This is a genomic window from Caballeronia grimmiae (assembly GCF_022879615.1).
Taxonomy (GTDB): Bacteria; Pseudomonadota; Gammaproteobacteria; order Burkholderiales; family Burkholderiaceae; genus Caballeronia; species Caballeronia grimmiae.
Genome location: NZ_CP084275.1, coordinates 1 through 24,436 on the forward strand (window position 1 = coordinate 1; position 24,436 = coordinate 24,436).

Consider the following 24,436-nt stretch of genomic DNA (forward strand, 5'->3'; position numbering starts at 1 on the left):
CGATCGCGGGCTTTTTCATTGCCCGTGTCGTTAGGCCGCTGTATCGGCCCATGTTCTGCATCTCTTCCCGCATGAAAAACCCTTCAACTGGAGATGCAACATGAATCAGCAGAACGACGGTCAAATCGCAACGACGACCCGCGCATATCGCGTCCATTTGTACGCTGTCATCCGCGTGCCGGTGAATGTGCCGGATGCTGTGTCGCAGCTTGACGCGATTGAAAAAGCCGAGGAATCCGTGAATCTCGAGCTCGACTGGAAAGGTGGTGAATATGCCGACGAAGTTGTCGGCGTGCTCGTCGACGAAGTTGGCGATGGCGAGTACATGAACACGCGCAACTACGTGGCGGACGCAGACTCCGGCAAGTGGGTTGAGGAGCGCCCTCAAACAAACGGGGCCCAGCAAACCGTCAACCCTGACGGCGCCTCGAGTGTCGAGCTCCGCCAGGCGCTCCGCAAGTTGATCGATGCGACAGCGAGTGCGAACACGAACAAGGCAATGGAGGCTCGCGAGACAGCCTATGCGGCTTATCGCAATTCCCTCAGCGCCAGCGAGCGTGAACGCGTCGTAAAGGAGGCGCAGTCGCAGCAGAAGTCGGCCCCTAACGGCCATTTTCTGAATGATCTCGATCCGATCGAAAGCTACGACGACGCCCTCCGAACCTTCGGAAACAGCCTCATTTACGAAGTTCTGGGCGCCGACGCCTGATCGCAACTACCCACCCCGTGCCTGTTCAAGTCAGTCACGGGGTTTTTCTTTTCTGGGGTCCCGTCGACGCCTTACCCACACGATCACCGGCGACCGTTTCTGATCTGACCGCGCCGCTGCCCGGCCGCCGCACTTACGCATCCGCGTTAGACATCACGCTGCACCAAGGATTTCCATCAGGAGCATCGCGATGAGTCAAAGCAATACAACAGCGGCCAGACCGGCACGCGTCGATTTCTCGAAGGTGCGCGATAAAGTTCCTCTCGACTGGTTCTTTGAGCATCTTCTGGGTGGAACCCCCAAAAAAATGAGTGGCTCGATCCGTTACACGGTCTGCCCGAATCCTCAGTGCGGTGAGTCGTCAAAGGATTCGGTAAAGATCAAGGTCACGGGCGACAGGTGGCAGTGTTACGCCTGTCGTGAGCATGGTGATGTGGTTGAGGCTGCTTCACTTTATTGGGGGAAGTCGCTCGCTGATGCAGGTGCCGAGCTGCTTGGTGCGGACGAGGACATTTTGAGGTCCTACGTCCCTCCCAAGCCGCTGCCTGCTATCAATCGAGACGACTCGGCCCTCGCAGAAGCCATCTCACGGCTTGTTGCGGCGCTGCCTGAGCCTTCGCGCGACGGTATCGAGTATCTCGCTGGACGGGGCATCCCTCCAGAAGTGACTCGCACCGGATGCAAGAAAGGCATCGTTCTGACGCTTCCATCGAAACCGAACGAAGCGAAGGAATTTCTTCTGGAGACACTCGGTCAGGAGCTCATGCTCCGAGCCGGGTTGTGGAAGGAGGGGGCCAAGGCGCCGTCGGCAGCCTTCCGCCCTTTGGTGTTCGTATCGAACAGCAAAAAGGCGGCGGAGTTTCGGTACCTGCGCAAGACCAAGCCTGGTGAGGTGAAGTCTTTGCGCTACGGATCGATTGCTCCGTGGGGATGGCTGGGCGAATCGGATCGGCGGATCTTGATTGTCGAGGGCTGCATGGACCTGTTGTCTGCTGTCGCGCTTGGAACGAAGCGCAGCATCATGGGCCTTCCGGGCTGCGAGAACTGGCGACCTGAGTGGTTTTCCAGATTTCGTGGCGCTGATGTCCTGACTGCCTTCGACGACGACGACGCAGGGCGCACTGCGTTCGAGAAAATTCGCCCCGTGCTTGAGGAAGCCGTAGGTGGCCCCATAGGCGCCTACAAGCACATGACCGGGGCGGAGGATCTTAACGAGGAGCTCTGCCTGAAACTGGGCCTCGCAATCGCCTAATCCACCCATGCCCGGCATTTTTTGCCGGGCTATTTTTTTGCCCGTCGTTTTCTCACCTCGCATCTCCTTGGCCGGTGCATTAGCGCTAGCTGTGGCCCATCACCTGGGTATGAGGACTATCCCGGTCCTCGCTACCACTCAGGAGAAGAGCAATGGAACAGTTTCACCTTTTTGATGAGGCCCGCCCCGATCACCATGACGTGCAAACGCTGCCGCCAGTATCACACCCCGTCGCCGCAAGCCCCGCAGCGCGACCTGACAACCCGTACGTGCAGCTTGCGTACGACAACGGGTGGTGGTCGGACATTCTCGCGTTGAGCGTTCACAAGGGCGAGATCCATCAAAGCATCAAGTCGCAGATGATTCTCAATATCGCGGATCGGACCGACGATCTGAGTGATGCTCGCCGCGCAGTCCGCCTGATCAGCGAGCGCATAATTGCCCTCATCCAGCAACATGTTCAAAACGAGCACGTGATCAAGGCAAAAGAGGGAGGCGTTTGGGACGACCCCGAGTCGCTTCACGTCCTGCTGACCGATCTTCAGGGCGCGTTACCGGACCGCAGGGCAACTGTCGCAAACAAGAGTCCAGCCGTCGCGGAGACCCGTCTGGCCGTGGCTGTTTTCGCTGCTCGGCTATCTGTTCTCCGTCAGCGCTTCAATTGATCACCGCCCCGGCTCCGCTTATAGCGGCCGGGGCTTTGTCATTCCGCCCCGGGAATTCTGTTCCCGTGATGTTGGTGCAGAGACTTGACAAAAAAAACGCGTTGCCCATCCATTACACGTGCCTATAATACCGTCTGTATTTATTCGATACAGGCGATGATATGACTCAGGAAGGCAAGGTCTACGACGAGTCCGATTTTGATGTGCTCGAAGGTCTGGAGCCGGTTCGACAGGTACCCGGCATGTACACCCGTACCGAAAACCCGATGCACATTATCCAGGAGGTTCTTGACAACGCCGCAGACGAGGCGCAGAACGGGCATGCATCCCGGATCGACGTGATCGTCCACAGGGACAACTCCGTCACCGTCGCGGACAATGGCCGCGGCATCCCCGTTGGTCTTCACCCAACGAAGCAGATTCCCGTTGTCGTACTCGCCTACACGAAGCTCCATGCTGGCGCCAAGTTTCGCAAGGGCAATTCATACCAGCGATCTGGTGGCTTGCATGGCGTTGGCGTAGCCGTTACAAACGCGCTATCGACCAAGGTCGAGGTCGAAGTAAAGCGAGAAGGGAAGGTTCATCGCGTTCACTTTCTGGACGGCGACCGCGAGATCTCCGATGTTGAACTGGTTGGCGATTGCGGACCTCGCACAACGGGAACTCGCGTACGTGCATGGCCAAACCCCAAGTATTTTGCATCGCCCCAAATCCCTCTCGCCAAGTTTGAAGAACTCCTCCGATCCAAGGCGATGCTGATGCCCGGGGTCACCGTTAACTACCGGAATGATGAAACCGGTGACGAACGCAACTGGTGCTACAAGGACGGAATTGGCGACTACCTCTCCGAACGCATTGCAGATCTGGAGCTCGTTGGAGAAGTCTTCACGGGTCAGGGGTACGTCGCTGAGAGCGTGGGCTCGATCGTTGAAGGTGATGGAGCGAAATGGGCGATCGCATGGACCGTAGAGTCAGGAAGGGGCGAATCGTATGTGAACCTCATCCCTACGCCGCTGGGCGGCACCCACGAAGCTGGATTGCGCGCTGGACTTTTTGAAGCTCTGAAGGCGTATTGTGAGCACCACGCCATGCTTCCCCGCGGCATCACGCTCCAGGCTGAAGATGTGTGGTCGCACGCGCAGTTCATCCTGTCGGCCGCCGTCACAAATACACAATTTCAGGGACAGACCAAAGACAAGCTCAACAGTCGGGAAGTTGTGCGTCTGCTGTCCAGTGTGGTGAGGGACCCCTTCGATCACTGGCTTATCGATCATCCTGAGGCCGCGAAGAAAGTCGCTGAGCTGGCGATCCGGCAAGCCACCGCACGTGCACGCCAGGGCAAGGTAGTCGAAAAGCGCAAATCGTCCGGTGTTGCGACGCTGCCGGGCAAGCTGACCGACTGCGAATCAACTGACATCACTCGCAATGAACTCTTTTTGGTCGAAGGCGATTCCGCCGGCGGCAGCGCTAAGCAGGCACGAAATCGTGAGTATCAAGCGATCCTCCCGTTGCGCGGAAAAATCCTGAACACGTTCGATACCGCTCGCGATCAACTCTTTTCGAACAACGAGGTGCACGACATCTCAGTCGCCATTGGCGTCGATCCCCACGAGCGCGGATCGGCAGTGGATCTGGCCGGATTGCGTTACGGCAAGATCGCTTTGCTCACTGACGCAGATGTGGACGGATCGCACATCCAGACCTTGCTGCTCACCCTCTTTTTCATTCATTTCCCGGAGTTGGTCGAACGGGGGCACGTCTATATCGCCCAGCCACCGCTATTCCGCATCGACGTGGGCGCACAAGGGAAGGGGCGCCCCGCGCGGAAAATCTACTGCCTCGACGACGCCGAGCGGGTCGCGGTACTTCGACAGCTCGCCGATGAAGGCGTGCGGGATTCAGCGCTGTCCATATCACGTTTTAAAGGTCTCGGCGAGATGAATCCCGAACAACTCAGAGAGACGACCATGCACGCTGATACACGGCGCATGTTGCAGGTCGGCGTCCCGGATGACGGACTAGCCGATACGCTGAAGGCGTTTCATCTACTGATGGCCAAGGGCGAGGCGGGGTCTCGTCGCGCATGGCTCGAAGAAAACGGCGATCTGGCAGAGCTGGACGTTTAATCGGGGAAACACAATCATGATCGAAGCAAACGACAACGGAACCGGCGACCTCTTCGCAGTCGTAGAGGCTGAACGCGAATCGCCCCAGCCAAACTCCGCCGACGCTGCAACGCCTGTCGCCGGTGGCGCCGATACGCCACCGCCGTCGCGCACCGTCGATATAAGCGAACTGCCCAACGGCCGAATCCCGATCGGCCGATGGGCCGAACGCGCGTACCTCGATTACGCGATGAGCGTCGTGCGCGGTCGCGCCCTCCCTGACGTTGAAGACGGTCAGAAGCCGGTGCAGCGCCGTCTCCTTTATGCAATGAACGACATGGGCCTGACGGCGACTGCAAAACCCGTCAAGTCAGCTCGCGTAGTAGGTGACGTTCTCGGTAAATACCATCCACACGGCGACCAATCCGCCTACGACGCTCTCGTTCGACTGGCACAAGATTTCTCGATGCGCTACCCCCTGATCGACGGCCAGGGGAACTTTGGGTCCCGCGATGGCGACGGCGCCGCAGCCATGCGATATACCGAGGCCAGGCTCACTCCGTTTGCCGATCTGCTGCTTGCGGAAATCGATCAGGGCACCGTCGACTTTCAGCCCAACTATGACGGGGCATTTGAGGAGCCATCGCTGCTTCCGGCTCGCCTTCCAGTGCTTCTCCTGAACGGTGCATCAGGTATCGCTGTGGGTATGGCAACCGACATTCCAAGCCACAACCTGCGTGAAGTCGCCGACGCATGTTCACTGCTAATCCGCCGTCCAGACGCAACCTTCGGTGACGTGATGTCGGTTCTTCCCGGTCCAGACTATCCTGGCGGCGCACAGATCATCTCCGACATCGCGGACATCCATAAAGTGTACGAAGGGGGCCGTGGCAGCCTCCGCGTCCGCGCCCGATGGTCGCTGGAGCAACTCGCAAGAGGGCAGTGGCAGATCGCGGTTACGGAACTGCCGCACGGGGTGTCAACTCAAAAGGTACTCGAGGAGATCGAGGAACTCACGAACCCGAAAATCAAGGCCGGAAAGAAAGCGCTGACGCAGGAACAGGGAAACATGAAAGCCCTTCTCCTGTCGGTGCTGGACAGCGTTCGTGACGACTCTGACGAGAAGCATCCCGTGCGCATCGTTTTCGAGCCGCATTCGTCCCGCCAGACGCCCGAGCAACTGATGAACGTGCTGCTCGCCCACACGAGTCTCGAGTGCAACGCATCCGTCAATCTCGTGACGATCGGCTTGGATGGCCGCCCACAGCAGAAGGGCATTGTGCCGGTCCTGACTGAATGGGTTGAGTTCCGATATCAGACAGTCACTCGTCGAACCGCGCATCGCCTCGCCGAGGTTGAACGTCGAATCCACATCCTCGACGGACGCATGGTTGCGTTCCTGAACATCGACCGGGTCATCAAGGTCATTCGCGAATCAGATGAACCGAAGCGCGATCTGATAGCAACGTTTCACCTGTCTGAAGTGCAGGCAGAGGACATCCTCGAAATCCGCCTGCGGCAACTAGCCCGCCTCGAAGGTATCAAGATCGAGAAGGAATTGGCACAGTTGCGAGACGAACAACGCCACCTTCAGTCGTTGCTCGCGGATCGAGCAGCCATGACAAATCAGATTCTCAAAGAGATCGAAGCGGACAAACAAAAGTTCGGTGACGACCGTCGCACGCTCATTGAATCCGCGGAGAAGGTAACGTCAGGCGCCGTCGTTCCTACCGCCGATGATCCGGTCACGATCATCGTTTCTCGGTCTGGTTGGCTTCGAGCGAGGAGCGGCCACGGCATCGACATTTCGACCCTCACGTTCAAGGCGGGGGACGATCTTCTCGCCAGCATCGAGACGCGCACCTCGACGAGTTTGGCCGTCTTCGACACGAACGGACGTTGCTACAACGTCGCGTCTGCTCTTATTCCCACCGGCCGCGGCGATGGCGTACCGCTCACATCGTTGATCGAGCTCCAAGGCGGCGGCCGACTGACGCACGTTATCGTCATCGACCAGACGGCGAATTACCTGATCGCCTCAAGTGGTGGCTATGGCTACGTCTGCGCAGGAGCGGATATGCTGACCCGCCAAAAGGCCGGCAAAGCATTTGCAACGCTTGAGCCGGGCGAAGTCATGCACGCGCCCGCGAAAACCGCAGGCAATACGGTTTCCGCCGTTTGCAGCGGTGGCCGCCTCGTTCTTTTCCCACTGTCCGAAGTCAAGGTGATGCCGAAAGGCAAAGGCGTGAAGCTGATGGAACTCGAAGCTCGCGAGACGCTGGTTGCTGTTGGGATCGGAGACGGAGCGTCCTGCGTCGTATCGACTACCAGCGGTAAACCAATCACGTTGACAGGGACGGCCTTGGACAAGTATCGCTTGCACCGCGCAAGAAAGGGTTGCCAGCTACCGGGCAAAGCCAAGCCCACCGGATTCGAACAGGGAGAGCCCAGTGGAGAGGCGTGATTTTCTTCGCATGGCGACGGGGGGCGTGCTGGCCGCCTGCACCGAGCCACTATTCGCCGCCACGCGGAATGACTTCTGGGACAAACCACGCAGTTTGTGGGTTAAGCATGAGATCAAGAAAGGCGTCTGGGAGGAGGTGAACGAAGTCTATTTTGCCAGTGGCAAGCTAGTCTGGCCCGGTTATGCCGCTATCTGCCGCCTTATGCGTGACACCCATGCGGACAAGGCGGTGCAAATGAGCCCCGTCCTGTTCGACATTCTGTATGGCATGCAGGGCTTCTTTGCCTTGCACAACCAGCACCGGGTGATTGTGTTGAACTCCGGTTATCGCACCAGGTTGACTAACGAGGCGGTCGGCGGTGTCGGCGATTCGCGTCATATGCGAGGGGAGGCAGCTGACATCGAGTTTCCAGGCGTACCAGTAAACTACATGGGGCGGCTCGCGCTGTACCTGCAAGGAGGCGGCGTAGGGTTCTATCCCTCACGAGGCTTCGTTCATGTCGATGACGGTGCTTTGAGAAAATGGAATGGATAGTAGCTGGGCACACACTTCCCGCTACAAAAACCCGCAACTCGTATTTATACCCTTGCTGTATCCTTTCGATTCTTTTAGAATTACGCACATTAGCTGATCATAATTGATCGCTTTTAGTGCAGCAGTGGTTTTGGGATCGTGACTGTTCCCTCCCATCGGCCTCTCTTCCTGACATGCTGAGAAGGCTACTTTTAAAGCCAGCTTCCCCCGAGGCTGGCTTTTTTTTTCGCTCGCTCAGCCCGGGTATGGGTCGCTTTCGACACACCGATAAAAAAGCCGCGCTTTGCGCGGCATTCCTTTTCATCAGCGAGCGACTCGTCAGAATTGCTTGGACCACGAGATCTGGCTGGTCAAGGGACGATATGGCGACGTTGACAGGTCGATCGCCCGCAGCATCGGGTTCCGGCCGGTCAGATACCACGAGTCAGCCTGCTGCGACATCAGATATCGCTCTGCCAACAGTTCAAGCGCGTGACGGTATCGGTCGACATTCTCGCCCGCTGAAGCCTCTTCAAGCAGGGCAGCCGACCGAATGCCCGGCTGAAGCCACGCAACCCGCGCCAAGTCGTAGCCCTCGTCGCCGGCGACGATGTAAACCTCCCCCTCGACCGCGTCCGGGACTGGATCGATCATGAACGGAAATTCGACCGGGAACACATACCAGCGCCGCCAGAACTCGTAATGAACACGCAACCGGATAACGTCCTTTCGTGCGCAAAGGGTCTCACAGCACTGCTGGAAACTGAAGTCTCCAAACGTTCGGCCGAATACCCATTGAGCAGCCTTCACATGGTCGGCTGCCTTCCGCTTCTTGTCGAAGAGCGCCTCCACATTTGCTTTGATGATCTGGAAGCTGAGCCGCTCCATCCCGGGCTCGAAGTCTTCTTCCGTGAGATTTCTCAGGTGTTCGTCTTTTTTCGGCCTTTTTGTTGCTCCAGCGTTGGGAACACCACTGAGCGCGGCGAGAGCAAGTTCCTGATTAAAAGGCTGTGTGAGTCCCACAGCTTCTTCATCCCCCAAAGAAGCCACTTCGCCGTCGCCGTCAGAATCGCCAAGATCGAAGGCGTCAAGATCTTTGAAAATATCGGAACAATCAAAGCTCTCAAGCCAGCTACGCACATCAGCAGGGTTAGACAGATCCCCCCGATCACCAGAAACACCATCAAGTCCGACGAGATCATCGCCTGCTCCTTTCGTTGCGAAAAAATCGCTCATATTGCACTCCTTTATTCTTCAGGCGAGGCTTACGCCATGCTCGTACGGGTGAAGCGGTCGGCACCGTCGCGCGGGGTGCCATGGCCGCGATTGAGTTGTTCGCGCGTGAATACGTCTTGACCATCATCGACACGCGGCGCGAAGCCGCGACGAGCCCTCGCATCCGGGGAAAGAAGCACGAACTCCCGCGACGCAAGATCGTGTAGATCGTCGGGGCACGAGACAACCGGATCGTTCATCTCATTGCTCCCACCGCCGGTGACCTCACGACCGAGGTAGCCGGCAAACAGGAGCGATTCGTCGATTCCTTCCAGGTTGAACACAATCTGAGACCCTGTGTTGGCGAGCACAACTTCGGCCAGTACCGCGCTCTTCTTCGCCAGATCACCCATGGATGCAACGCGAAGCCACGTCGATACACCCATGCTGCGTCCTTGTGCCAACAGGCGGTTTGCGAGAGCACGATCGCAGCTCGCCGCACCGTTGAAAACGATAATCGGCGGGACTCCCCCGACATCGCGCGATCGGTTGCCGAGTGCGCCCGCTACATCGAGATAGATCATTTCCCGAAGTGCCGTCGCGACAAGATGCTGTGCCGAACCAGGAACATCCATGTAGATGACCTTGGATTCATCGAGTGCACGCCGGACATCGACTTCGGGCGAATACGTGTTCAGAACCTTCCCCAATTTGCCGCTGGCGAACATGTACAACCGTCCGGCAATCCCTCCCATTCGTTGCTTGAGGGGGAGCGGATCGATCACCCCATCTTTGCGAAACTCATCAAGCCACGCGGACAACGCGTTGGTTTCAGCGCTGTCGGGCGCTATTTGTTCCAGTGACGCAAGCAGGTCCTGCAAGGATTCCGGCTTGATGATGAACAACGATAGGTCGAGGAAGCTGTAAGCAAGGCCTGCGCGTTTGAGCGCAGATATGATTACAAAAATGCCTCGGCGGATCTCTTCCCGGTTGTGGCGGGCCCCTTCGTTGTCTTCCTCTTCCGGCACCGTGGTGAACGCCTGGGCAACTGCCGCCTCCACGTCGCTCGATAGGATCACGTTGTAAGTGTTGCTGAGATCGGGATCGTGAGGCCTCACGACAAGGAGATCCTGCTGGCGAGAATGCTTTCTGCAAGCGCCTGCGAGCGAGTTGAGAATTGCTGTATCGGAGTCACCGTCGAACAGGATGATCGCGCCACCTCGTTCGATCTGTTGTGACAGCGCCTGCGCAAGCAGTTCTCGGGAGCCCGCGCCAGTAGGGTCGACGATCAGCACATGACGCTCCAAGTCTGCATCCTGAAGATGTACCGCAACAGCCTTGTCATTTTCTTCACCGAGCACGATGCCATCGGCTCGGACAATTTGTCCTGTCATAGTATGGATTCCAGAAGTTGTGAGTTACTTATTCGTTGGCAAGCTCTTGCGCGAAGTCGCGTTTTCGACCGCCTGTGGGAACGCTACTTCCGCCAAGGTACTTGTCACTGTTCTTGAAGAAATCTGCCCCTTCTACGCTTGGCTTACGGAAGTGATTGATGCGCACGCGGCCGATTTCCTTCTGAAGTTTCTTGTCGATCGAGATCATCGGCACGCGCAGGTTGAAGATCGTGTCACCTCCGTACATCACAATGCACTCGCCTTTGCTCAATGCCTTCAGATCATCCGGCGACACTTTGTATTCTTCCTGCTCACGCTCTCCCTCAGACAGCCCCGCGCCGCTGCCGGCACCGCCTTCTGGCGTCATGTTTAGCATCGGGCTGTTGATCGACTCATTTTGCGTCGCGCTTAGAGACTTCGCGATCCCAATCTGCATGCCTATCAGCTCCGCGAATTCCTTCGCAGTCTCTTGTGAACCCAGCTTGAATATGATCTTGGTCCATGTATTTCCGATCACCATTTCCTTGAAGTCAGCCGATACAACTTCAAGGTTCGCCAGCGTTTGTGCTGCCGGAAAGAGCGCGATGTGAGCACTGCGTGCCTGCTCAAAGGGGCGCGCGAGCGATGCAACTGCGTACGAGCCGAGTTCGTCCATGAAGACGAGAAAGGGCGGATTGGGCCGAAGGTTTTCCGGCAAAGCCTGTACCCATGAGATTGCGGTACGGAGATCCCCCAAAAACATCTTGCCGAAGTTCGACGCCGCTTCGTTCTTGCCCATCGTGGGCAGGGCGACGTATATGATCTTGTTGCTCCTGATGGCCTCAAACAGGTCAATATCCGGCGTATAGGTGTTCATCACCTTGCCAAAATTACCTGTCCCGAACATATACATCCGGCCGCCGACGCCACCAAACGTATCCTTCATCTTTTTGATGTCGACCATGTTCTCAAGGCCGGAGCCGGGCTTCCCGCCCCCCTTGTACTGCTCGAGGAACAGCGACAGGTTCTTCGTCGCGTCATGGTGAGGTTGCATCTTTTTCAAACGCGTTTCGAGCTCCTCGATCGCCTTGTGGTTCATCAGGAGGATCGAGAAGTCGATGAAGTTATACGCGAGGCCTGCCGTCTGGAGCGCCGCTACTAGCGTTGAAATGCCTTGGTTTGCACTTTGCTTGTAGTGGTCCGCTCCCGGATTATTTTCCGTGGATGGGATGAGCGACAACACGCGGGCCGAGACTTCATCCGGCTCGCCGCGAAGAATTGGGTTGTAGCTGTTGCTCATCGCCGGATTGCCCGGGTTGAGAATCAGAAGATCCTGTTCGCGCCCGCACCAGCAGCAATACTGATAGATCGTCTCGATATCGTCGGCGTTCATTTTCCCGTCAATGAACGCCAGTCCACCGCCACGCTGGATCTGCTGAAACATGAGCAGCTTCCCCAGCACGGTCTTACCGACACCCGACTGTCCACCAATGAAACCATGACGCATCAGGTCCTCATCGGGGATGTACATGGGCTGACCCGTGTCAGTCGTATATCCAATGAGTAACCCATCCGGTCTCGTCAGATCCGCAGCGGACTGGATGCTGATTTTCGATTCGAGAACGCTCTGTTGGCGCCAGAAATCAAACAAACGATTCCCGAGATAGGCGCTTCCCGCGGCGCCCAATGCCATTGGTACTGTGGCTGGCATGCTGGAGAAATATGGCGAAGACAGAAGTGCTCCCGTCCCGAGAGAGCTCAAGGCGAGCGTGTCCAACGACCCGCCAAGTTTCGTGCGGTACATCTGAGCTATGCTCACGCGAACGACCTCCAAAGAAACGCCGGTGCAAGCGGTACACACATCTTGTTCGGTGCGAGATTGCGCATGCCTTCGCCCAGCAAAAAAGCCCCGTATCGCGAAAGCGATCGGGGCTGGGTAGAGTTAAAGGAAAACGCCGTCGCCGCTGGGTTGCTCGGCTTCGGACAGTTTCAGGCGTTTATGGGACAGCAAAAGCGCACGCTCGATTTCCGTAAGCAACCCATCCGCTTGCACAGTCTTGCGCGCAAGCGAAACATCTGCGATGGGCTGGTTTTCGTTATCGAGACGCGACTTCAACTGGTTGTAGCGCTCAGAAAGCGTCTGCTGATCGCCGACATTTCCTCCGCCTTGCTTTGAGGGATTGGTAGCCTGTTGCGCAGATGGTGTCGAGTTCATCCCTCGAGCGCCAGCCGGCGCATTTCGCGATAACGGGGGAGCGTCGTCGTCGGCTTCTCCGTACACGGCCTGAAGACCTTCAACGTACTTCACGTCGCTGAAGAGATTCATGTGCACATCCGCTCCGAAGCCCAGCAGCGAAAGACATTTCGACATGCCGTCCGTGAGACTCTTCTTCGGCGCTTCTTCATCGGTGAAGATGCCGTGTTGGGTCTTGCCGACAAACGTCGTCTGACCGAAGTGGACGATTTCACCTTTCTGAGACTCGCCTGAATTGCTCTTCACCACGTACCACAGCTTCACCTTGAGGCGATGGATGATTTCCCGGCCCCAGAAGTTGCCATTGGGGTCCCAGCCGAGCGGAGCACCCTCCAGAAAATCCTCCTGGAGAATATCCATTCCCCAACCTATTCCCATCGGGCCAAAAATCTTGGTGGCCTTCATAGCAAGATAGGTCGGAGTGATCGCGGTTCCCGAGAAGCCACCTTTACGGTTGAAGCTCTTCGTGTATGCCGGGTCCGTGCTGAATACCTTGTCCCAGATCTCCGAACAACCTTCACCAAACGGCTTTAGCTGCGCGCTATCCGCGTTCTGGCTTTCGCCAGACTTCTTGTTGCCTTGTTCACTCATTCATCGACCTCCTGTGACTAATTCCGGGGAATTCCTTGCGATCGGATATGCGTCACAGACGCGGATAACTGCGCCATCACGTATCGACCACCACACCGATACAGATGCAACGCTTGCGCATACTTAACACGTCGTTATAATTATAGAAACGACACCGACAGTTTGCAATCTGATACACGTGTTGTTGTATTCGTTATCGTTACGTGTTAGCCTTCGCAACAATCAATTTCTGTATTCGAGACTACGTGATGACCAGATTTCCCAAACTGGCCCTTGTTGCGACGCTCGCCACCCTCGCATCTCAGGCTTGGGCAGTGGACGCACATCAGATGGTCGTTCCCCAGAACGACGGCATCGCGATCGAACCCGCTCACCGGGCTCAGGTGCTGGCGAACCCGAACCGGGACTTCGTGCTGCATCGGGAAGATGCGTCATGGCTCGTCACCGAGCCGCCTCGGACGCGTGCGATGATGCCGTTCGACGAAGCGCAACTTGCCGCGGAAGAAGCAAAGCTGAACTCGGACACGGAACTGGGCAACCAGGTGGTTCTCCACTACCGATTCAACTCGGTCATTCCGACTTCATGGGCTCCGCTCAGCAGCATCTTGACTCGGGCGCGCGACGACGAATCACCGATCAAGGTGGTAGGCCACGCCGACGAGGTGGGCGGTGATGATTACAACCAACGACTCTCCGTTCGACGCGCGACTGCCGTCAGCAACTATCTGGTCGCGAAGGGCGTCTCACGCAACCGCATCGAGTCCGAAGGGCACGGCAAGCGGGAACCCGTTTCTCCCGGCGTTGGCGCACAGAATCGCCGCGTCGTCATCGGCTTGATCGGGGAGGGCGCAGAATGACCGAGATCGACATCCCACGTTACATAGACAACCAGCCGCAACTGTTCTTCTGGGAACTGGACGAAGCGATTATTTTCATCGGTTGCCTCGCGGGTGGCATCTCACTGGGGGGCTATTTCACCCTCGTGAGCATGGCAATGGGCATCTTTGCAGTAAAGGCGTTCAAGCGCTTCAAAAACGGCGCCTTGGAGGGAATCCTCTATCACCTCTGTTATTGGGCCGGGGTTATTGGGCTGAACAAACAGTACCCGGACTCCTCGAAGCGCGACTTCTTCTTTTAAATCAGCAAAACGGTCGTTTTTCACGCAGCTAAATTATTGGTACGTGTTATGTATCGTTTTGCAGTCTGAAACCGGAGATTTGATGAAACTGCCTTTGCTGACCTCCTCATGGGAAGGGGCTAACAAGTTCGCGGGAGCGATGCTCGTCTCAAACGTCATCCTCGCGTCGCTGCTGGCCGTGTCCACCGTCGGGAATCTTTCCAGGCACGAGACGACGCGTCTCGTACCTCCGTATCTCGCTAAGGCGGTCTCTGTCGGCTGGGACACGGCCGACATGGACTACCTCGAGGGTATCGGGCTGTATGTCGCCACGCTGACGGCAAACGTAACGCCTAAGAACGTGAATTTCGTAGCCGATCGACTTTCGCAACTGTTGACGCCACGCGTTTACCAAGGTGTTCGCCAGCAGATTCTGGCGCTCGCGCAAGACCCTGTCTTCAATAGCAACGGCGGGTCAGTGCGCTTTGAAGCCACCAAAGTCGTTTCGGAAAAGGAGACGCAAAAGGTTTACGTGATCGGCCAGATGACGACCCAAAGCGTCAATTCGCGCGATACCAAGTCGGCCGTCATTGAAATGAAGATCGTCATGAAGGACGGTCGTCCGTGGGTCGACTCAATGGATCACTACGACGGGGCCGATCCGCACACGCTCACATGGATTGAAAAGAACCCGGGCAAGTTCCAGCAAATCCAGAAGCAGCAGGCCGATGTCGCCGCTAGTGCGACGCAACCGGTCCCCGAACAGTCTGCCCAAGCTTCGGCTCAAACCAACTCGGAGGTCGCGCAATGAAGCGCATTGCATTCGTCGTTGCTGCGCTGTTTGCGCTGCCAGCTCTCGCACAGGAGCTCCCCCCGCTTCCCAAATCCGCCAATGCTCAGGTGCGTCTCAATGCGCTTGCGGCCAAGCACGTCCGGAAGGTTGCTGCTCAACCGATGCCAGGTCTCGGAACGATGCCCGGTGATTCGTCGGTCTATAAGACAAACGTTGTCCGCGTCAGCACTGATCGGACCGAAGTGATCAATGTTTCCGGGCTGTTGCCGAACCGCATCGCGACGCCGTTCGCTAACCCGCAATCCATCGACAACCAGTCTGAAGACTTCGAGGTTCAGGCGGTAGGCCAGTCGCTCTATGTGACGATGAAGTCCGACAAACCCGTCGCGCTCTACGTCACAGGCGACAAGCCGAATGATCCCGTCATCTCGCTGACTCTGGTTCCGAAGAATCTGCCCGCGCAGACGGTGACGCTGCAACTGGACAAGCCGACGACAGGGGGCAGCGGTGATGCGTCCGACGGCAGCGAGCAGGCCCCCGACAGCAACGTCTACACCGACAAACTCCGTTACGTACTGCGGCAACTGGCGATCGGCAAGGTTCCTGAGGGGTTCAGCGAAGGTGCACTTCCGCGCTCTGTCGCACGTATGGGACAGGTCGTGGCGTACCCGCTGACCCGCTACAGCGGACCAAGCTACGACATTTTCCGCTATCGCATCGAAGCCGTCGCCGACAACGTCGAACTCGGCGAAGACGCGTTCTATTCCGCTGGCGTACGAGCGGTTGCGTTCTTCCCGAATGCATCGCTGCATCGCGGTGAGTCGACCGAAGTGTTCGTCGTGTCCGACAAGACGGAGAGCAACTGACATGGCTGGCAACCTCAAAGACATTCTGAAGAAAAAGTGGCTCGAACTGCCACCGAAGACGCGTACCGCGATCGCCATCGGTGCGCTTTTTACCGGCCTCGTTGCAGTAGGGTCGATCTTCGTTCATCCGGGTAACGCGCCGCGAAAGCAGAAGGTTGCGCCGACCGTAAGCAATCTTCTCCTTCCGAAACCGAAGGATCAGACAAGCGAGCAACTTGCGGCGGCAAACAAGGCGACCAACGACGAGGTCGCCAAGATCAAGACCGAACTCGACAAGAGCAACGACGAGAAAGCGGCCCTTCTCAAGAAGATCGACGAGATGCAATCGAACAGCGCTCATCCGGACGTGGGGGTCAATTCGGACATGATGAAAGAGCTCATGGCCATGAAGTCCCGTCTGGACGATCTCGAGAAGTCGAAGGGCAATGGGAAAACACCGGGTCTTAACGATCCGCTGCCGCTGCCATCGGCCGGCGGAAAGACCGACGACGACGCTCCCGTGGCGGCGGCCCAGCCCGAAAAGCCGCATCTCCGTGTGACGACGAACACGAAGGCAATTACGAAGGTGTCGGCAAAGCAGGACACGACGCCTGCGGCGTACCTCACGGCCGGCTCGATGTTTGAAGGCATCCTCCTGAACGGTATGGACGCGCCAACGAGCTCGGTCGCACAGAAAAACCCCGTTCCGGCCGTCATGCGGATCAAGACGGACGCGATTCTTCCCAACAACTACAACCACGACGTAAAGGAATGTTTCGTTCTGGTCTCTGGCTACGGCAGCCTGTCCAGCGAACGCGCACAACTGCGCACGGAGACATTGTCGTGTGTTGGTGACGGCGGGAAGGTGTTGGAGACCAAACTCGATGGATACGTCGTGGGTGAAGACGGTCGCGTTGGAGCTCGCGGTCGTCTCGTGTCCAAGCAAGGGCAATTGATCGCCAAGTCGCTTGCTGCCGGCGTGCTAAGCGGCTTCAGCGACGCGCTCACGCCTCAGCAAATCCCGCGTCTCGATCTCGGCTCCGGCAGTGGTTACATCAGCACCGAACGCGCAACCGCCGGCACCATCGCCGAAACCGGCGTTGCAAAGGGCTTTTCGACGGCCGCCAAGTCAGTTGCCGCTTTCTATCTCGATATGGCCAAGGAAATGACGCCTGTCGTGGAAATCGATGCGGGCCGGAAACTCACCATCGTCCTTATCAAGGGCGTGGAACTCAAATAAGCAAGGAAGCTAGTCATGTACAAGCGACTTCTGGTGGCCTCGCTGTTGCCGCTTTTGGCAACCGGGTGTTCCTCCGTGTTCAACACGGCCGACAACGATTCGTTTTCGTGCCCCGGCATGCCACAGGGAATCATCTGCAAGACACCGATGGCAGTCTACAAATCGACCAACCACATGCCGGCCCCGACGGACAGCGATACGCCGTACGGCCCGAACGTGAAGCAAGTGGGTGTGAAGTTCGGAGACGACCAGGGAAACGTTGTTCGCCCTGAGCTCGCTGCTTCTGCTTCCAGCAGCTTGCCAGGGCTGACCCCTGTCTCCGCGTCTGCGTCCGCCCGGCCAGTGCGTACACCAGCGCAGGTTATGCGTATCTGGATTGCGCCGTGGATCGACAGCAAGGACGACCTCCACTACCCGTCTTACCTCTTTACCGAGGTACAACCCCGTCGCTGGTCATACGGCAAGACTGAATTTGCCGGCAAAGGGATGGTTGTACCTCACCGCGAACTCGTCGCGGTCGCACCGGTTCAGCAGCAAGAATCGGCGCGACAGCGCGGGAAACCTGCTGCGCACGAATTGCCCGATGGGGATGCGCAACAGGTTGACACCGGCCTGACCGCGCCAAAGAGCGCAGACCTTTCAGTGCCGGGAATGCCATCCCCTTCGGACATCAATCTAGATTGATTCACCACTACGTTAGGAGAAGTTCTTCATGAAGCGTAACAAGCAAGCTCTGCTGACCCTCGCACTGTTCGCCGTCGCTCTCGCACTCGACGCGTCCGCCGCCAGCGATGGCACGTTCAGCGAAATCGTCGACCGCCTGACCGGCTGGATGACCGGCTCGCTGGGCACGACCTTCGCACTCGGTTCGCTGGCGGTCGGCCTGGCCATGGGCGTCGTCAAGCAGTCCGTCATGAGCGTCGTGACGGGCGTGGCCGTCGCACTGAGCGCATCGCTCGGCCCGAACGTTCTGCAAGGTCTTTTCACCGCAACGCTGTAATGGCGCCCGCCCGGTGCCCTGGGCTGACCCCGGGGCACCGCGGGGCGAACCATGTCGAACACGGGTTCGCGGCTATGCCGCGGACTTCTCGCCACCATCCCAATATCCAACATTTCGAAGTAAGAGAGGCTTCATATGCTCGGCTTTTTTAAATCGAAGGGTTCAAACGCCTCGCCGGTCATCGAGGGAAGCCGGGAGGACCTCCCTTACCAGAAGGTCACGGTTCAGGCGTGCGACCCGGAAAGCAAGGTGTTTCTCGCCTCTGACGGAAGCGAACACTATCTGGGGGCCTGTTTCGTCGCCGATCCCCTTAAAGGTGCTGACGACTCGACTGTAGACAAGTTTCGCTCGGCACTGAGCATGCCGTTCCCGGCCGGCACTTTCGTGCAGATCGGGTTGCTCGCTTCACCGGACGCCGACGACTATCTCGACGCCTACCTCGAAGGCAAATACCATGACAACGAAGTGCTCCGTGCGCTCGCGTTGCAGCACGCGGCGCTGGTTCGCAAAGGCAAGGATCAGGCCCTCGTGTCTCGTAGCGGCGTCCTGCTGAACCGACAGCGTCTCATCGTCACCATTAAGACGCCGTGCGCACGTGCATTGCCTACCGACGGCGATATCGCCGCGGCACGCGAGACCGCGGATCGTGTTCAGGAAGCGTTCAAGGCCGCGGAACTCCAGACCGTGCAACTCGACGCGGAGGGATATCTCGTCCTCTTGCGCCTCCTTACGAAGTTGTGGGATCACCCGAGCCACCACTACGACGAAACCCGACCGATCAAGGAACAGGTGTACTTCCCTGGCGACGCGGTCAACTTCGACGACCCGACAACCATCAAATTCAACGACGGCTCTCATTACGCGAAAGTGATGAGCGTCAAATACTTCCCAAAGAGGGCCAGTCTGGCGATCATGAACCATATGATCGGCGATCCGCTGGGGCTGTCGAATCAGATCACCGATCCGTATTACATGGTCCTCACGCTCCACTATCCGGACCAGGTGAAGAAGGTCGACTGGGTCAAGGGACGCTCTTCCATGCTGAATCATCAGGTCTTCGGACCGACTGCCCATATGATTCCCGCTTTGGGGTACAAGAAGCACGGCATGGATGTGCTGATCCACGATATCGAAGGAAAAGGCTCGATCGTTTGCGAGGCCAACTTTACGTTGTTCCTTTTCTCGCGCAGTCGAGAGAAGCTCAACAAGCTAGTTGCCGGTCTCCAGGCCTACTACACTTCGCTTGCGTTCGAAATCCGCGAGGATCGGCGCATCCTTGAACCGCTCTGGAATAACCTGCTGCCGCTGAACACGTCCCGCGAAGGGATCAAGAACCTGTTCCGCTTTCACACGATGGGCATTTCACACGCCGTCCAGTTCATGCCCGTGATCGGGGAATGGACCGGTAGCGGGCGAAGCGGCGCACTCTTGCTGGTCACGCGTCGTGGCCAGCCCGCGCTCATCGACCTGTATGAATCGAGCACAAACTACAACGGGGTGGTATTCGCCGAAGCAGGCGCCGGCAAGAGTTTTCTGACGCAAAAAATCGTCAGCGACTATCTCGCGGAAGGCGCCAAGGTATGGGCAATCGATGCAGGGCGCTCGTACTTCAAGCTGTGCAAGGCAGTAAAGGGCACGTTCGTTGAGTTCAAGCAGGATTCCGATCTCTGCCTGAACCCGTTCACGTTCATCGAAAACCTCGAGGAAGAGATGGACATCCTCAAGGCGATGCTCGCGAAGATGGCGGCCCCAGACGAGACGCTCGACGCGTATCCGATGTCACGCCTTGAGGAGGCGATCACTAGCGTCTATACCAAGTACGGCAAGAACGCGACGGTTAAAGCTGTCGCCGAATTTTGCCTCGCCCAGCCCGACGAGGACACTCAGCGCCTCGGGAAGCAACTGTTCCCGTTCGCTGGCGGCGCCTACACGCGATGGTTCGAGGGCGACAACAACCTGGACATGGACAACGCGTTCGTGGTCCTCGAGCTCAGCGATCTCAAGGGCCGCAAGGCATTGCAACAGGTCGTGCTGCTCCAGTTGATGTCGCGGATCAACTACGACATGTTCCTGACGCGCGGCCGAAAGAAGATCCTCATTATCGATGAGGCGTGGGAGCTTCTGGACGATCCGTTGATGGGAAAAGCCATGGAAGCCCTCTACCGTAAAGCTCGGAAAGAAGAGGGTGCCGTTCTTATCGTTACTCAATCGATTGAGGATCTCTACAACTCGCCGAATGCTCGCGCCATTGCAGCCAACTCGGCGTGGCAGTTCATCCTGAAGCAAAATAGCGAATCCATTGACGGCGCGATCGCTGGTGGGCAGTTCAAGATCGAGCCGTACGGAGCGGCAATGTTGAAGACTGTGCACACCGTGCCGGGTAAGTATTCCGAAGTGATGGTCAAACGCAGCGAGAGTGAGTGGGGAATCTTCAGGCTCACTGTTGACCGCTTCACGCAGGTGCTGTTCTCAACGAAAAACGACGAGCGCAATGCCATCTTCGACGCGATCGACCGAGGTGATAGCGTCGTAGACGCTGTCCACCAGTTCATCGACCGTGAGAATTCAGAGAAGGCCGAGTTGGAAGCTGCATAGACGTTCCGCCATACTCGTGCGTCCAGCCCGCCCCATGGCGGGCTTTTTTGTTGTTGATATTCCTATGCAAAAGCGGCAAAAACACGTTTCCAATACTGTTGGCGTATCTACACGTGTTATGATTCGATGCAATCAGCAGCGCTTTCCGAACCACCAAATTCTTCGTGTAATCAACGATCAAAGAGGCCGCAATGTCCGACCAGAACCAACTCCCGACCGAGGAACGCAAAGAGCCGACCGTATCTGGCACACAACCCACGCGCGCAATTGATGCGTCGACAGCAGACGCCAGCGCCACTGCATCCCGCGCTCCGGCCGGCGGTGTTTCGCTGATTACGGTCGTCGTTGTGTCCGCCTTACTCGCCGCATTCTCGGGTGTGCTCTCGTGGCAATTCTCGACAGCGAACAAACAGCAGGCGCCCCAGTTCGTCACGCTTGATGCACCAAAATTGGTGGCAATGCAGGCGAAAATCTCTCTTTCCCAACCGGGCATGACTGCGGAGCAAGCCGCGAAGGAGGGGCAGCAATTCGTCCAGCGTCTGAATCAAACCCTCGATGAATACACCCAGGCCGGCATTCCGGTTTTTAACGCCTCCGTTGTCCTGAACAGCCCCGGACAGTCGGACATCACTGCTCAAGTCGCGCAAAAGCTCGGCCTGAAGATGGAGTAAAAGCCCATGTTCAGCCTCTTTGATGTCAAGGCTTTTCCTGCGCGGTGCTCTTCGCTAGTGCGCGACCGCAGCCGGATGCGCTTCCTCCGCAATTCCCTGGTCGGAGTTGCTCTAGCCACCCTCGTCGCGGTAGCGGGTGTCTCCGCGTTTCGCGAACACTACCGGGTCGGGATTGACCTCACGTCCATCCGCTGCCTGCCGGAGCGCCTCTACTGGGTCAAACTCGGTGCGCCGAAGGAGCTGAAGCGAGGCGACGTGGTTGCCTTCTTTGCACCCAAGGGCCTGATGCTCCCGCGCTTCGACGGGAAGATGATCGCAAAGCAGATTGCGGGCTTGCCGGGCGATGTCATCACTGTGCGCAACGATCGCGCCTACGTGAATGGCAAGCTGATCGGCGCGTTGATCTTGAATAGCAAGCTTGGGCGCGGTCCAGGCGCGTTCGATCGCCAGGAGGTCGTGCCGCCCGGGAAGGTGTTCCTCGTGGGTACGATGCCCCGCAGTTACGACGGCCGCTATTGGGGATTTTTGGACCAGCGGGAGTTGGTTGGAAGCGTAACGCCCATCATCTAGCCGATCGATTTCGTCGGCTCGTTCGTATTGCTACGAGTAAAGGCATGAAATTAAATAAATTTGTATCGCTTCTGCTGCTCGGATCGCTGGCACTGCCGCTGTTCGCCCAGGAGCCCACAGACCAGTCAGGCCGATTCCTCGAGCGCAAGTCAGAAGGGTGGTTTTGGTACAAAGACCCCAAAGACGAGGTGAAAAAGGAGGTCCCACCGCCTCCGCCGCCCCCTCCTTCTCCGGAGGTTGATGCCAAGCAGCAACCCGCCGAGAAGCCGGATCAGCCTTTTTCAGTCGAATGGCTGCGCAAAAACATGCCGAGGTTTCTCGATGCTGCAATCAACAATCCGACCAAGGAAAACGTAGAAACCTATCTCTACGCCCAGCGTGTCGCCATGGACAAGTCGCAGCGCTACGCGGAGATGACGCAGCGTGTCGTGGCCGCCGACCCGTTTCTTGACGAAAACAACCGCGTGCCTATCGCGGCCTATACGAAATCGTTCTTCCTGCGTCAGTTCAATGCGGGCAACGCTGAGGCACTCAAGCACATCGCGAAGGTCGGCGGGTTGTGGGTCTTTTTCGATTCGAAATGTGAGTATTGCCGACCGCAGGCAAACAGCGTCCAAGAGATCACCAAGAAGTATGGCTTCGTAACGAAGTTCATCTCGATGGACGGCAAAGGACTGCCCAACGTAACCGAGTTCGTGAAGGACAAGGGCCAAGCAAAGCTTTTGAACTTGCGTCTCACACCAACGACGGTTCTCGTGGTTCCCCCGAACAACTACTTCATTGTTTCGCAGGGAATGATGGCGCAGGATCAGCTCGAACAGCGGATCGTTCTCGCTGCCGACTCCAACAACCTGTTGCCACCGGATATCGCAAAGAAGATTCGTACCTACGATCGCGGCGTGCTTTCAAACGACGACATGCAGAAGGGTGCAACCAAAGATCCGAAGGAATGGGTGAAGTATCTGAAAGACCGCCTCGAAGGGCGTTACTAACGCGGAGCGCAAGCACATGAAAATGAGATTCAAGCGAGTCATCCTCCTGATGTCGCTCGTTTGCAGCGTGGGGATGTCCTCGACGGCAAACGCTGGGCTTCAAGACGCCCTCGACGGCATGTTTATGTCGAACTCGACCACGCCGGACAGCTTTACTAACCAGTCGCGTGGGGGACTGGTCGGGGGTGGTGCGTCGGTACGCATGCCTATCCGGAACATCAACCTGATCTCTTTTGATCCGCCACGACTGTCGGCCGGTTGCGGCGGGATCGACCTCTTCGGGGGTGCTTTCTCGTTCATCAACGCTGACCAGCTCGTCGCGCTGTTCCGCCAGATCGCCGCCAATGCGGTTGGCGTCGCGTTCAAGGCAGCGATCGACGCGATCAACCCGGCACTCGGCAAGTTGATGCAGGACTTCCAGAACAAGATCGCCGCGTTGAACTCCATGATGAAAAACACGTGCGCGCTCGCGACTACGATCATGGACAAAACCGGCGTCAGTGGCGCGATTCGGTCATTTGTCGACGAGAACGTGTCGTCCGAGACGGGATCGAAGTCCGGCATGCTCACCGACATGTTCTCTGGTATCGATTCGTTCCTGTCCAACGCGAACACAGTCACGCGAAACGTCCAGAAGTCCGGCAAAGAGCCCGAGCTCGGCAACCTGACGTGGATGGCCCTGAACACCACGCAAGCGGGACAAATGCTCGGTAATCCCCAGACCGGCGAGACCGATGCCAACGGCGCCAACGAGATTGTCATGAGCCTGATCGGCACTGTCGTGAACGGCCCGGAGAACAGTTCTGACACTACCGCTTCAGATGGCAGCGTCGCCGTCGACAATGGCCGCTATTGGGCGCCGACCATCCGCCTGTTGGACCTCAAAGACGGAAACATGAGCGGCAACAAGCCCATGTATGCGCTGCGATGCGCTGATGGATACGACCTCAACAAGTGCATGAAGATCTCGAAACAGAATCTGTCATTCGGCGGTGTGAGTGGCTACGTCAATCTGATGCTGTTTGGCGATGCAGCCGGCCGATCCATCTCGACTGATTCGATCGTCGGCAAGCTGGTCTCGTGCTCAGGCAACGCTTGTGACTTTACGTCCGCGCAGAAGACGTTCATCGGCAACATCAGCGCCCCTGTGCTGGGTCTGATGAAGAAAGTGCAGTCGATGCCCGGGGCCGCCGCGCAGATGGCCGTGCTCACGGCGCCGATCGTGACCGACGAGCTCACACTCAAATATGCCGAGTCAGCACTTGTCGCTGCGCAAGCCGCGTTCAGTGGTACGACATACACGAAGGACGAGAAGATTTCTTCTGCCGAGCGTGACCTCTTGAACGAGGTTATTCAGCTCCGCACCAGCTCCTCTGCCGACTTCGAAAAGTTGAATGCTGCGATCGCCTACTCGAAGGCAATCAGTGAAAACAACCCGGCTGTCTTCGTGAAGCCGCCGATCAAATAACGA

Annotated in this window: 22 protein-coding genes; 18 read left to right on the forward strand and 4 right to left on the reverse strand. The window is 57.5% G+C overall.

Going from position 1 to position 24,436, the window contains the following annotated elements; genetic code table 11:
- The first annotated feature begins 100 nt into the window (after positions 1–100).
- The 6 genes from LDZ21_RS26315 to LDZ21_RS26340 all read left to right on the forward strand — a co-directional run bounded on the left by LDZ21_RS26315 (position 101) and on the right by LDZ21_RS26340 (position 7,730).
- On the forward strand, positions 101–709 hold the full coding sequence (locus LDZ21_RS26315) for a hypothetical protein (protein ID WP_244797541.1): 609 nt from the start codon (positions 101–103) through the stop codon (positions 707–709).
- A 190-nt stretch (positions 710–899) separates the two neighbouring features.
- Positions 900–1,961 (forward strand): toprim domain-containing protein, encoded by a 1,062-nt coding sequence (locus LDZ21_RS26320; protein WP_238551644.1) that lies wholly within the window; start codon positions 900–902, stop codon positions 1,959–1,961.
- Positions 1,962–2,113: 152 nt separating this feature from the next.
- On the forward strand, positions 2,114–2,626 hold the full coding sequence (locus LDZ21_RS26325) for a hypothetical protein (protein WP_244797542.1): 513 nt from the start codon (positions 2,114–2,116) through the stop codon (positions 2,624–2,626).
- A gap of 161 nt (positions 2,627–2,787) precedes the next feature.
- The gene (locus LDZ21_RS26330; protein WP_244797543.1) at positions 2,788–4,752 is read left to right on the forward strand and encodes a DNA topoisomerase IV subunit B; all 1,965 of its coding nucleotides are present in this window, start codon (positions 2,788–2,790) and stop codon (positions 4,750–4,752) included.
- Positions 4,753–4,768: 16 nt separating this feature from the next.
- Positions 4,769–7,195: a DNA topoisomerase IV subunit A gene (gene parC / locus LDZ21_RS26335; protein ID WP_244797544.1), complete on the forward strand. Its 2,427-nt coding sequence runs from the start codon at positions 4,769–4,771 to the stop codon at positions 7,193–7,195.
- A complete protein-coding gene (locus LDZ21_RS26340; protein WP_244797545.1) occupies positions 7,182–7,730 on the forward strand; it encodes a YcbK family protein in 549 nt (182 codons plus the stop codon). Before parC ends, LDZ21_RS26340 begins: the two co-directional genes overlap by 14 nt.
- A gap of 318 nt (positions 7,731–8,048) precedes the next feature.
- On the opposite strand, the gene LDZ21_RS26345 is transcribed toward LDZ21_RS26340, so the two are convergent.
- The 4 genes from LDZ21_RS26345 to LDZ21_RS26360 form a co-directional block, all read right to left on the reverse strand.
- The gene (locus tag LDZ21_RS26345; RefSeq protein ID WP_244797546.1) at positions 8,049–8,945 is read right to left on the reverse strand and encodes a hypothetical protein; all 897 of its coding nucleotides are present in this window, start codon (positions 8,943–8,945) and stop codon (positions 8,049–8,051) included.
- Positions 8,946–8,974: 29 nt separating this feature from the next.
- Positions 8,975–10,318 carry a type IV secretory system conjugative DNA transfer family protein gene (locus LDZ21_RS26350; RefSeq protein WP_244797547.1) on the reverse strand — a complete coding sequence of 448 codons (1,344 nt, stop codon included), beginning with the start codon at positions 10,316–10,318 and terminating at the stop codon, positions 8,975–8,977.
- Between the two features lie 28 nt (positions 10,319–10,346).
- Entirely contained in the window at positions 10,347–12,101 is a 1,755-nt protein-coding gene (locus LDZ21_RS26355; RefSeq protein ID WP_244797548.1) for a type IV secretory system conjugative DNA transfer family protein, read from the reverse strand.
- 138 nt (positions 12,102–12,239) lie between these two features.
- Complete coding sequence (locus LDZ21_RS26360) at positions 12,240–13,142, reverse strand: hypothetical protein (protein WP_244797549.1); 903 nt, start codon at positions 13,140–13,142, stop codon at positions 12,240–12,242.
- 248 nt (positions 13,143–13,390) lie between these two features.
- Here LDZ21_RS26360 and LDZ21_RS26365 point away from each other — a divergent pair, with 248 nt between their 5' ends.
- The 12 genes from LDZ21_RS26365 (at position 13,391) to LDZ21_RS26420 (ending at position 24,433) form a co-directional block, all read left to right on the forward strand.
- Positions 13,391–13,999, forward strand: coding sequence for an OmpA family protein (locus tag LDZ21_RS26365; RefSeq protein WP_244797550.1), 609 nt, complete (start codon positions 13,391–13,393; stop codon positions 13,997–13,999).
- Positions 13,996–14,280 (forward strand): type IV conjugative transfer system protein TraL, encoded by a 285-nt coding sequence (traL, locus tag LDZ21_RS26370; RefSeq protein ID WP_011876142.1) that lies wholly within the window; start codon positions 13,996–13,998, stop codon positions 14,278–14,280. Before LDZ21_RS26365 ends, traL begins: the two co-directional genes overlap by 4 nt.
- Before the next feature lie 82 nt (positions 14,281–14,362).
- Positions 14,363–15,070, forward strand: coding sequence for a TraE/TraK family type IV conjugative transfer system protein (locus LDZ21_RS26375; RefSeq protein WP_244797551.1), 708 nt, complete (start codon positions 14,363–14,365; stop codon positions 15,068–15,070).
- Positions 15,067–15,918, forward strand: a complete 852-nt coding sequence (locus LDZ21_RS26380) for a type-F conjugative transfer system secretin TraK (protein ID WP_244797552.1) — start codon at positions 15,067–15,069, stop codon at positions 15,916–15,918. The genes LDZ21_RS26375 and LDZ21_RS26380 overlap by 4 nt, the downstream gene beginning before the upstream one ends.
- A 1-nt stretch (position 15,919) precedes the next feature.
- On the forward strand, positions 15,920–17,137 hold the full coding sequence (locus LDZ21_RS26385) for a TraB/VirB10 family protein (protein WP_244797553.1): 1,218 nt from the start codon (positions 15,920–15,922) through the stop codon (positions 17,135–17,137).
- A gap of 15 nt (positions 17,138–17,152) precedes the next feature.
- Positions 17,153–17,821: a type IV conjugative transfer system lipoprotein TraV gene (gene traV, locus LDZ21_RS26390; RefSeq protein ID WP_244797554.1), complete on the forward strand. Its 669-nt coding sequence runs from the start codon at positions 17,153–17,155 to the stop codon at positions 17,819–17,821.
- 28 nt (positions 17,822–17,849) lie between these two features.
- A complete protein-coding gene (gene traA, locus LDZ21_RS26395) occupies positions 17,850–18,137 on the forward strand; it encodes a TraA family conjugative transfer protein (RefSeq protein ID WP_011876137.1) in 288 nt (95 codons plus the stop codon).
- Positions 18,138–18,272: 135 nt separating this feature from the next.
- Positions 18,273–20,732 carry a type IV secretion system protein TraC gene (traC, locus tag LDZ21_RS26400; protein WP_244797555.1) on the forward strand — a complete coding sequence of 820 codons (2,460 nt, stop codon included), beginning with the start codon at positions 18,273–18,275 and terminating at the stop codon, positions 20,730–20,732.
- 191 nt (positions 20,733–20,923) lie between these two features.
- Positions 20,924–21,403: a hypothetical protein gene (locus LDZ21_RS26405; RefSeq protein ID WP_244797556.1), complete on the forward strand. Its 480-nt coding sequence runs from the start codon at positions 20,924–20,926 to the stop codon at positions 21,401–21,403.
- Positions 21,404–21,409: 6 nt separating this feature from the next.
- Positions 21,410–21,973, forward strand: coding sequence for a signal peptidase I (lepB, locus tag LDZ21_RS26410; protein WP_244797557.1), 564 nt, complete (start codon positions 21,410–21,412; stop codon positions 21,971–21,973).
- Between the two features lie 44 nt (positions 21,974–22,017).
- Positions 22,018–22,965 (forward strand): conjugal transfer protein TraF, encoded by a 948-nt coding sequence (traF, locus tag LDZ21_RS26415; protein ID WP_011876133.1) that lies wholly within the window; start codon positions 22,018–22,020, stop codon positions 22,963–22,965.
- Between the two features lie 16 nt (positions 22,966–22,981).
- Positions 22,982–24,433, forward strand: a complete 1,452-nt coding sequence (locus LDZ21_RS26420) for a conjugal transfer protein TraH (protein WP_244797558.1) — start codon at positions 22,982–22,984, stop codon at positions 24,431–24,433.
- The last annotated feature ends 3 nt before the right edge of the window (positions 24,434–24,436 follow it).

Excerpts from the sequence above, each read along its gene's own strand:
- LDZ21_RS26315 (WP_244797541.1), top strand. The coding sequence starts at position 101 with ATGAATCAGCAGAACGACGGTCAAATCGCAACGACGACCCGCGCATAT.
- LDZ21_RS26320 (WP_238551644.1), top strand. The coding sequence starts at position 900 with ATGAGTCAAAGCAATACAACAGCGGCCAGACCGGCACGCGTCGATTTC.
- LDZ21_RS26325 (WP_244797542.1), top strand. The coding sequence starts at position 2,114 with ATGGAACAGTTTCACCTTTTTGATGAGGCCCGCCCCGATCACCATGAC.
- LDZ21_RS26330 (WP_244797543.1), top strand. The coding sequence starts at position 2,788 with ATGACTCAGGAAGGCAAGGTCTACGACGAGTCCGATTTTGATGTGCTC.
- parC (WP_244797544.1), top strand. The coding sequence starts at position 4,769 with ATGATCGAAGCAAACGACAACGGAACCGGCGACCTCTTCGCAGTCGTA.
- LDZ21_RS26345 (WP_244797546.1), bottom strand. The coding sequence starts at position 8,945 with ATGAGCGATTTTTTCGCAACGAAAGGAGCAGGCGATGATCTCGTCGGA.
- LDZ21_RS26350 (WP_244797547.1), bottom strand. The coding sequence starts at position 10,318 with ATGACAGGACAAATTGTCCGAGCCGATGGCATCGTGCTCGGTGAAGAA.
- LDZ21_RS26355 (WP_244797548.1), bottom strand. The coding sequence starts at position 12,101 with ATGTACCGCACGAAACTTGGCGGGTCGTTGGACACGCTCGCCTTGAGC.
- LDZ21_RS26360 (WP_244797549.1), bottom strand. The coding sequence starts at position 13,142 with ATGAGTGAACAAGGCAACAAGAAGTCTGGCGAAAGCCAGAACGCGGAT.
- LDZ21_RS26365 (WP_244797550.1), top strand. The coding sequence starts at position 13,391 with ATGACCAGATTTCCCAAACTGGCCCTTGTTGCGACGCTCGCCACCCTC.
- traL (WP_011876142.1), top strand. The coding sequence starts at position 13,996 with ATGACCGAGATCGACATCCCACGTTACATAGACAACCAGCCGCAACTG.
- LDZ21_RS26375 (WP_244797551.1), top strand. The coding sequence starts at position 14,363 with ATGAAACTGCCTTTGCTGACCTCCTCATGGGAAGGGGCTAACAAGTTC.
- LDZ21_RS26380 (WP_244797552.1), top strand. The coding sequence starts at position 15,067 with ATGAAGCGCATTGCATTCGTCGTTGCTGCGCTGTTTGCGCTGCCAGCT.
- LDZ21_RS26385 (WP_244797553.1), top strand. The coding sequence starts at position 15,920 with ATGGCTGGCAACCTCAAAGACATTCTGAAGAAAAAGTGGCTCGAACTG.
- traV (WP_244797554.1), top strand. The coding sequence starts at position 17,153 with ATGTACAAGCGACTTCTGGTGGCCTCGCTGTTGCCGCTTTTGGCAACC.
- traA (WP_011876137.1), top strand. The coding sequence starts at position 17,850 with ATGAAGCGTAACAAGCAAGCTCTGCTGACCCTCGCACTGTTCGCCGTC.
- traC (WP_244797555.1), top strand. The coding sequence starts at position 18,273 with ATGCTCGGCTTTTTTAAATCGAAGGGTTCAAACGCCTCGCCGGTCATC.
- LDZ21_RS26405 (WP_244797556.1), top strand. The coding sequence starts at position 20,924 with ATGTCCGACCAGAACCAACTCCCGACCGAGGAACGCAAAGAGCCGACC.
- lepB (WP_244797557.1), top strand. The coding sequence starts at position 21,410 with ATGTTCAGCCTCTTTGATGTCAAGGCTTTTCCTGCGCGGTGCTCTTCG.
- traF (WP_011876133.1), top strand. The coding sequence starts at position 22,018 with ATGAAATTAAATAAATTTGTATCGCTTCTGCTGCTCGGATCGCTGGCA.
- LDZ21_RS26420 (WP_244797558.1), top strand. The coding sequence starts at position 22,982 with ATGAAAATGAGATTCAAGCGAGTCATCCTCCTGATGTCGCTCGTTTGC.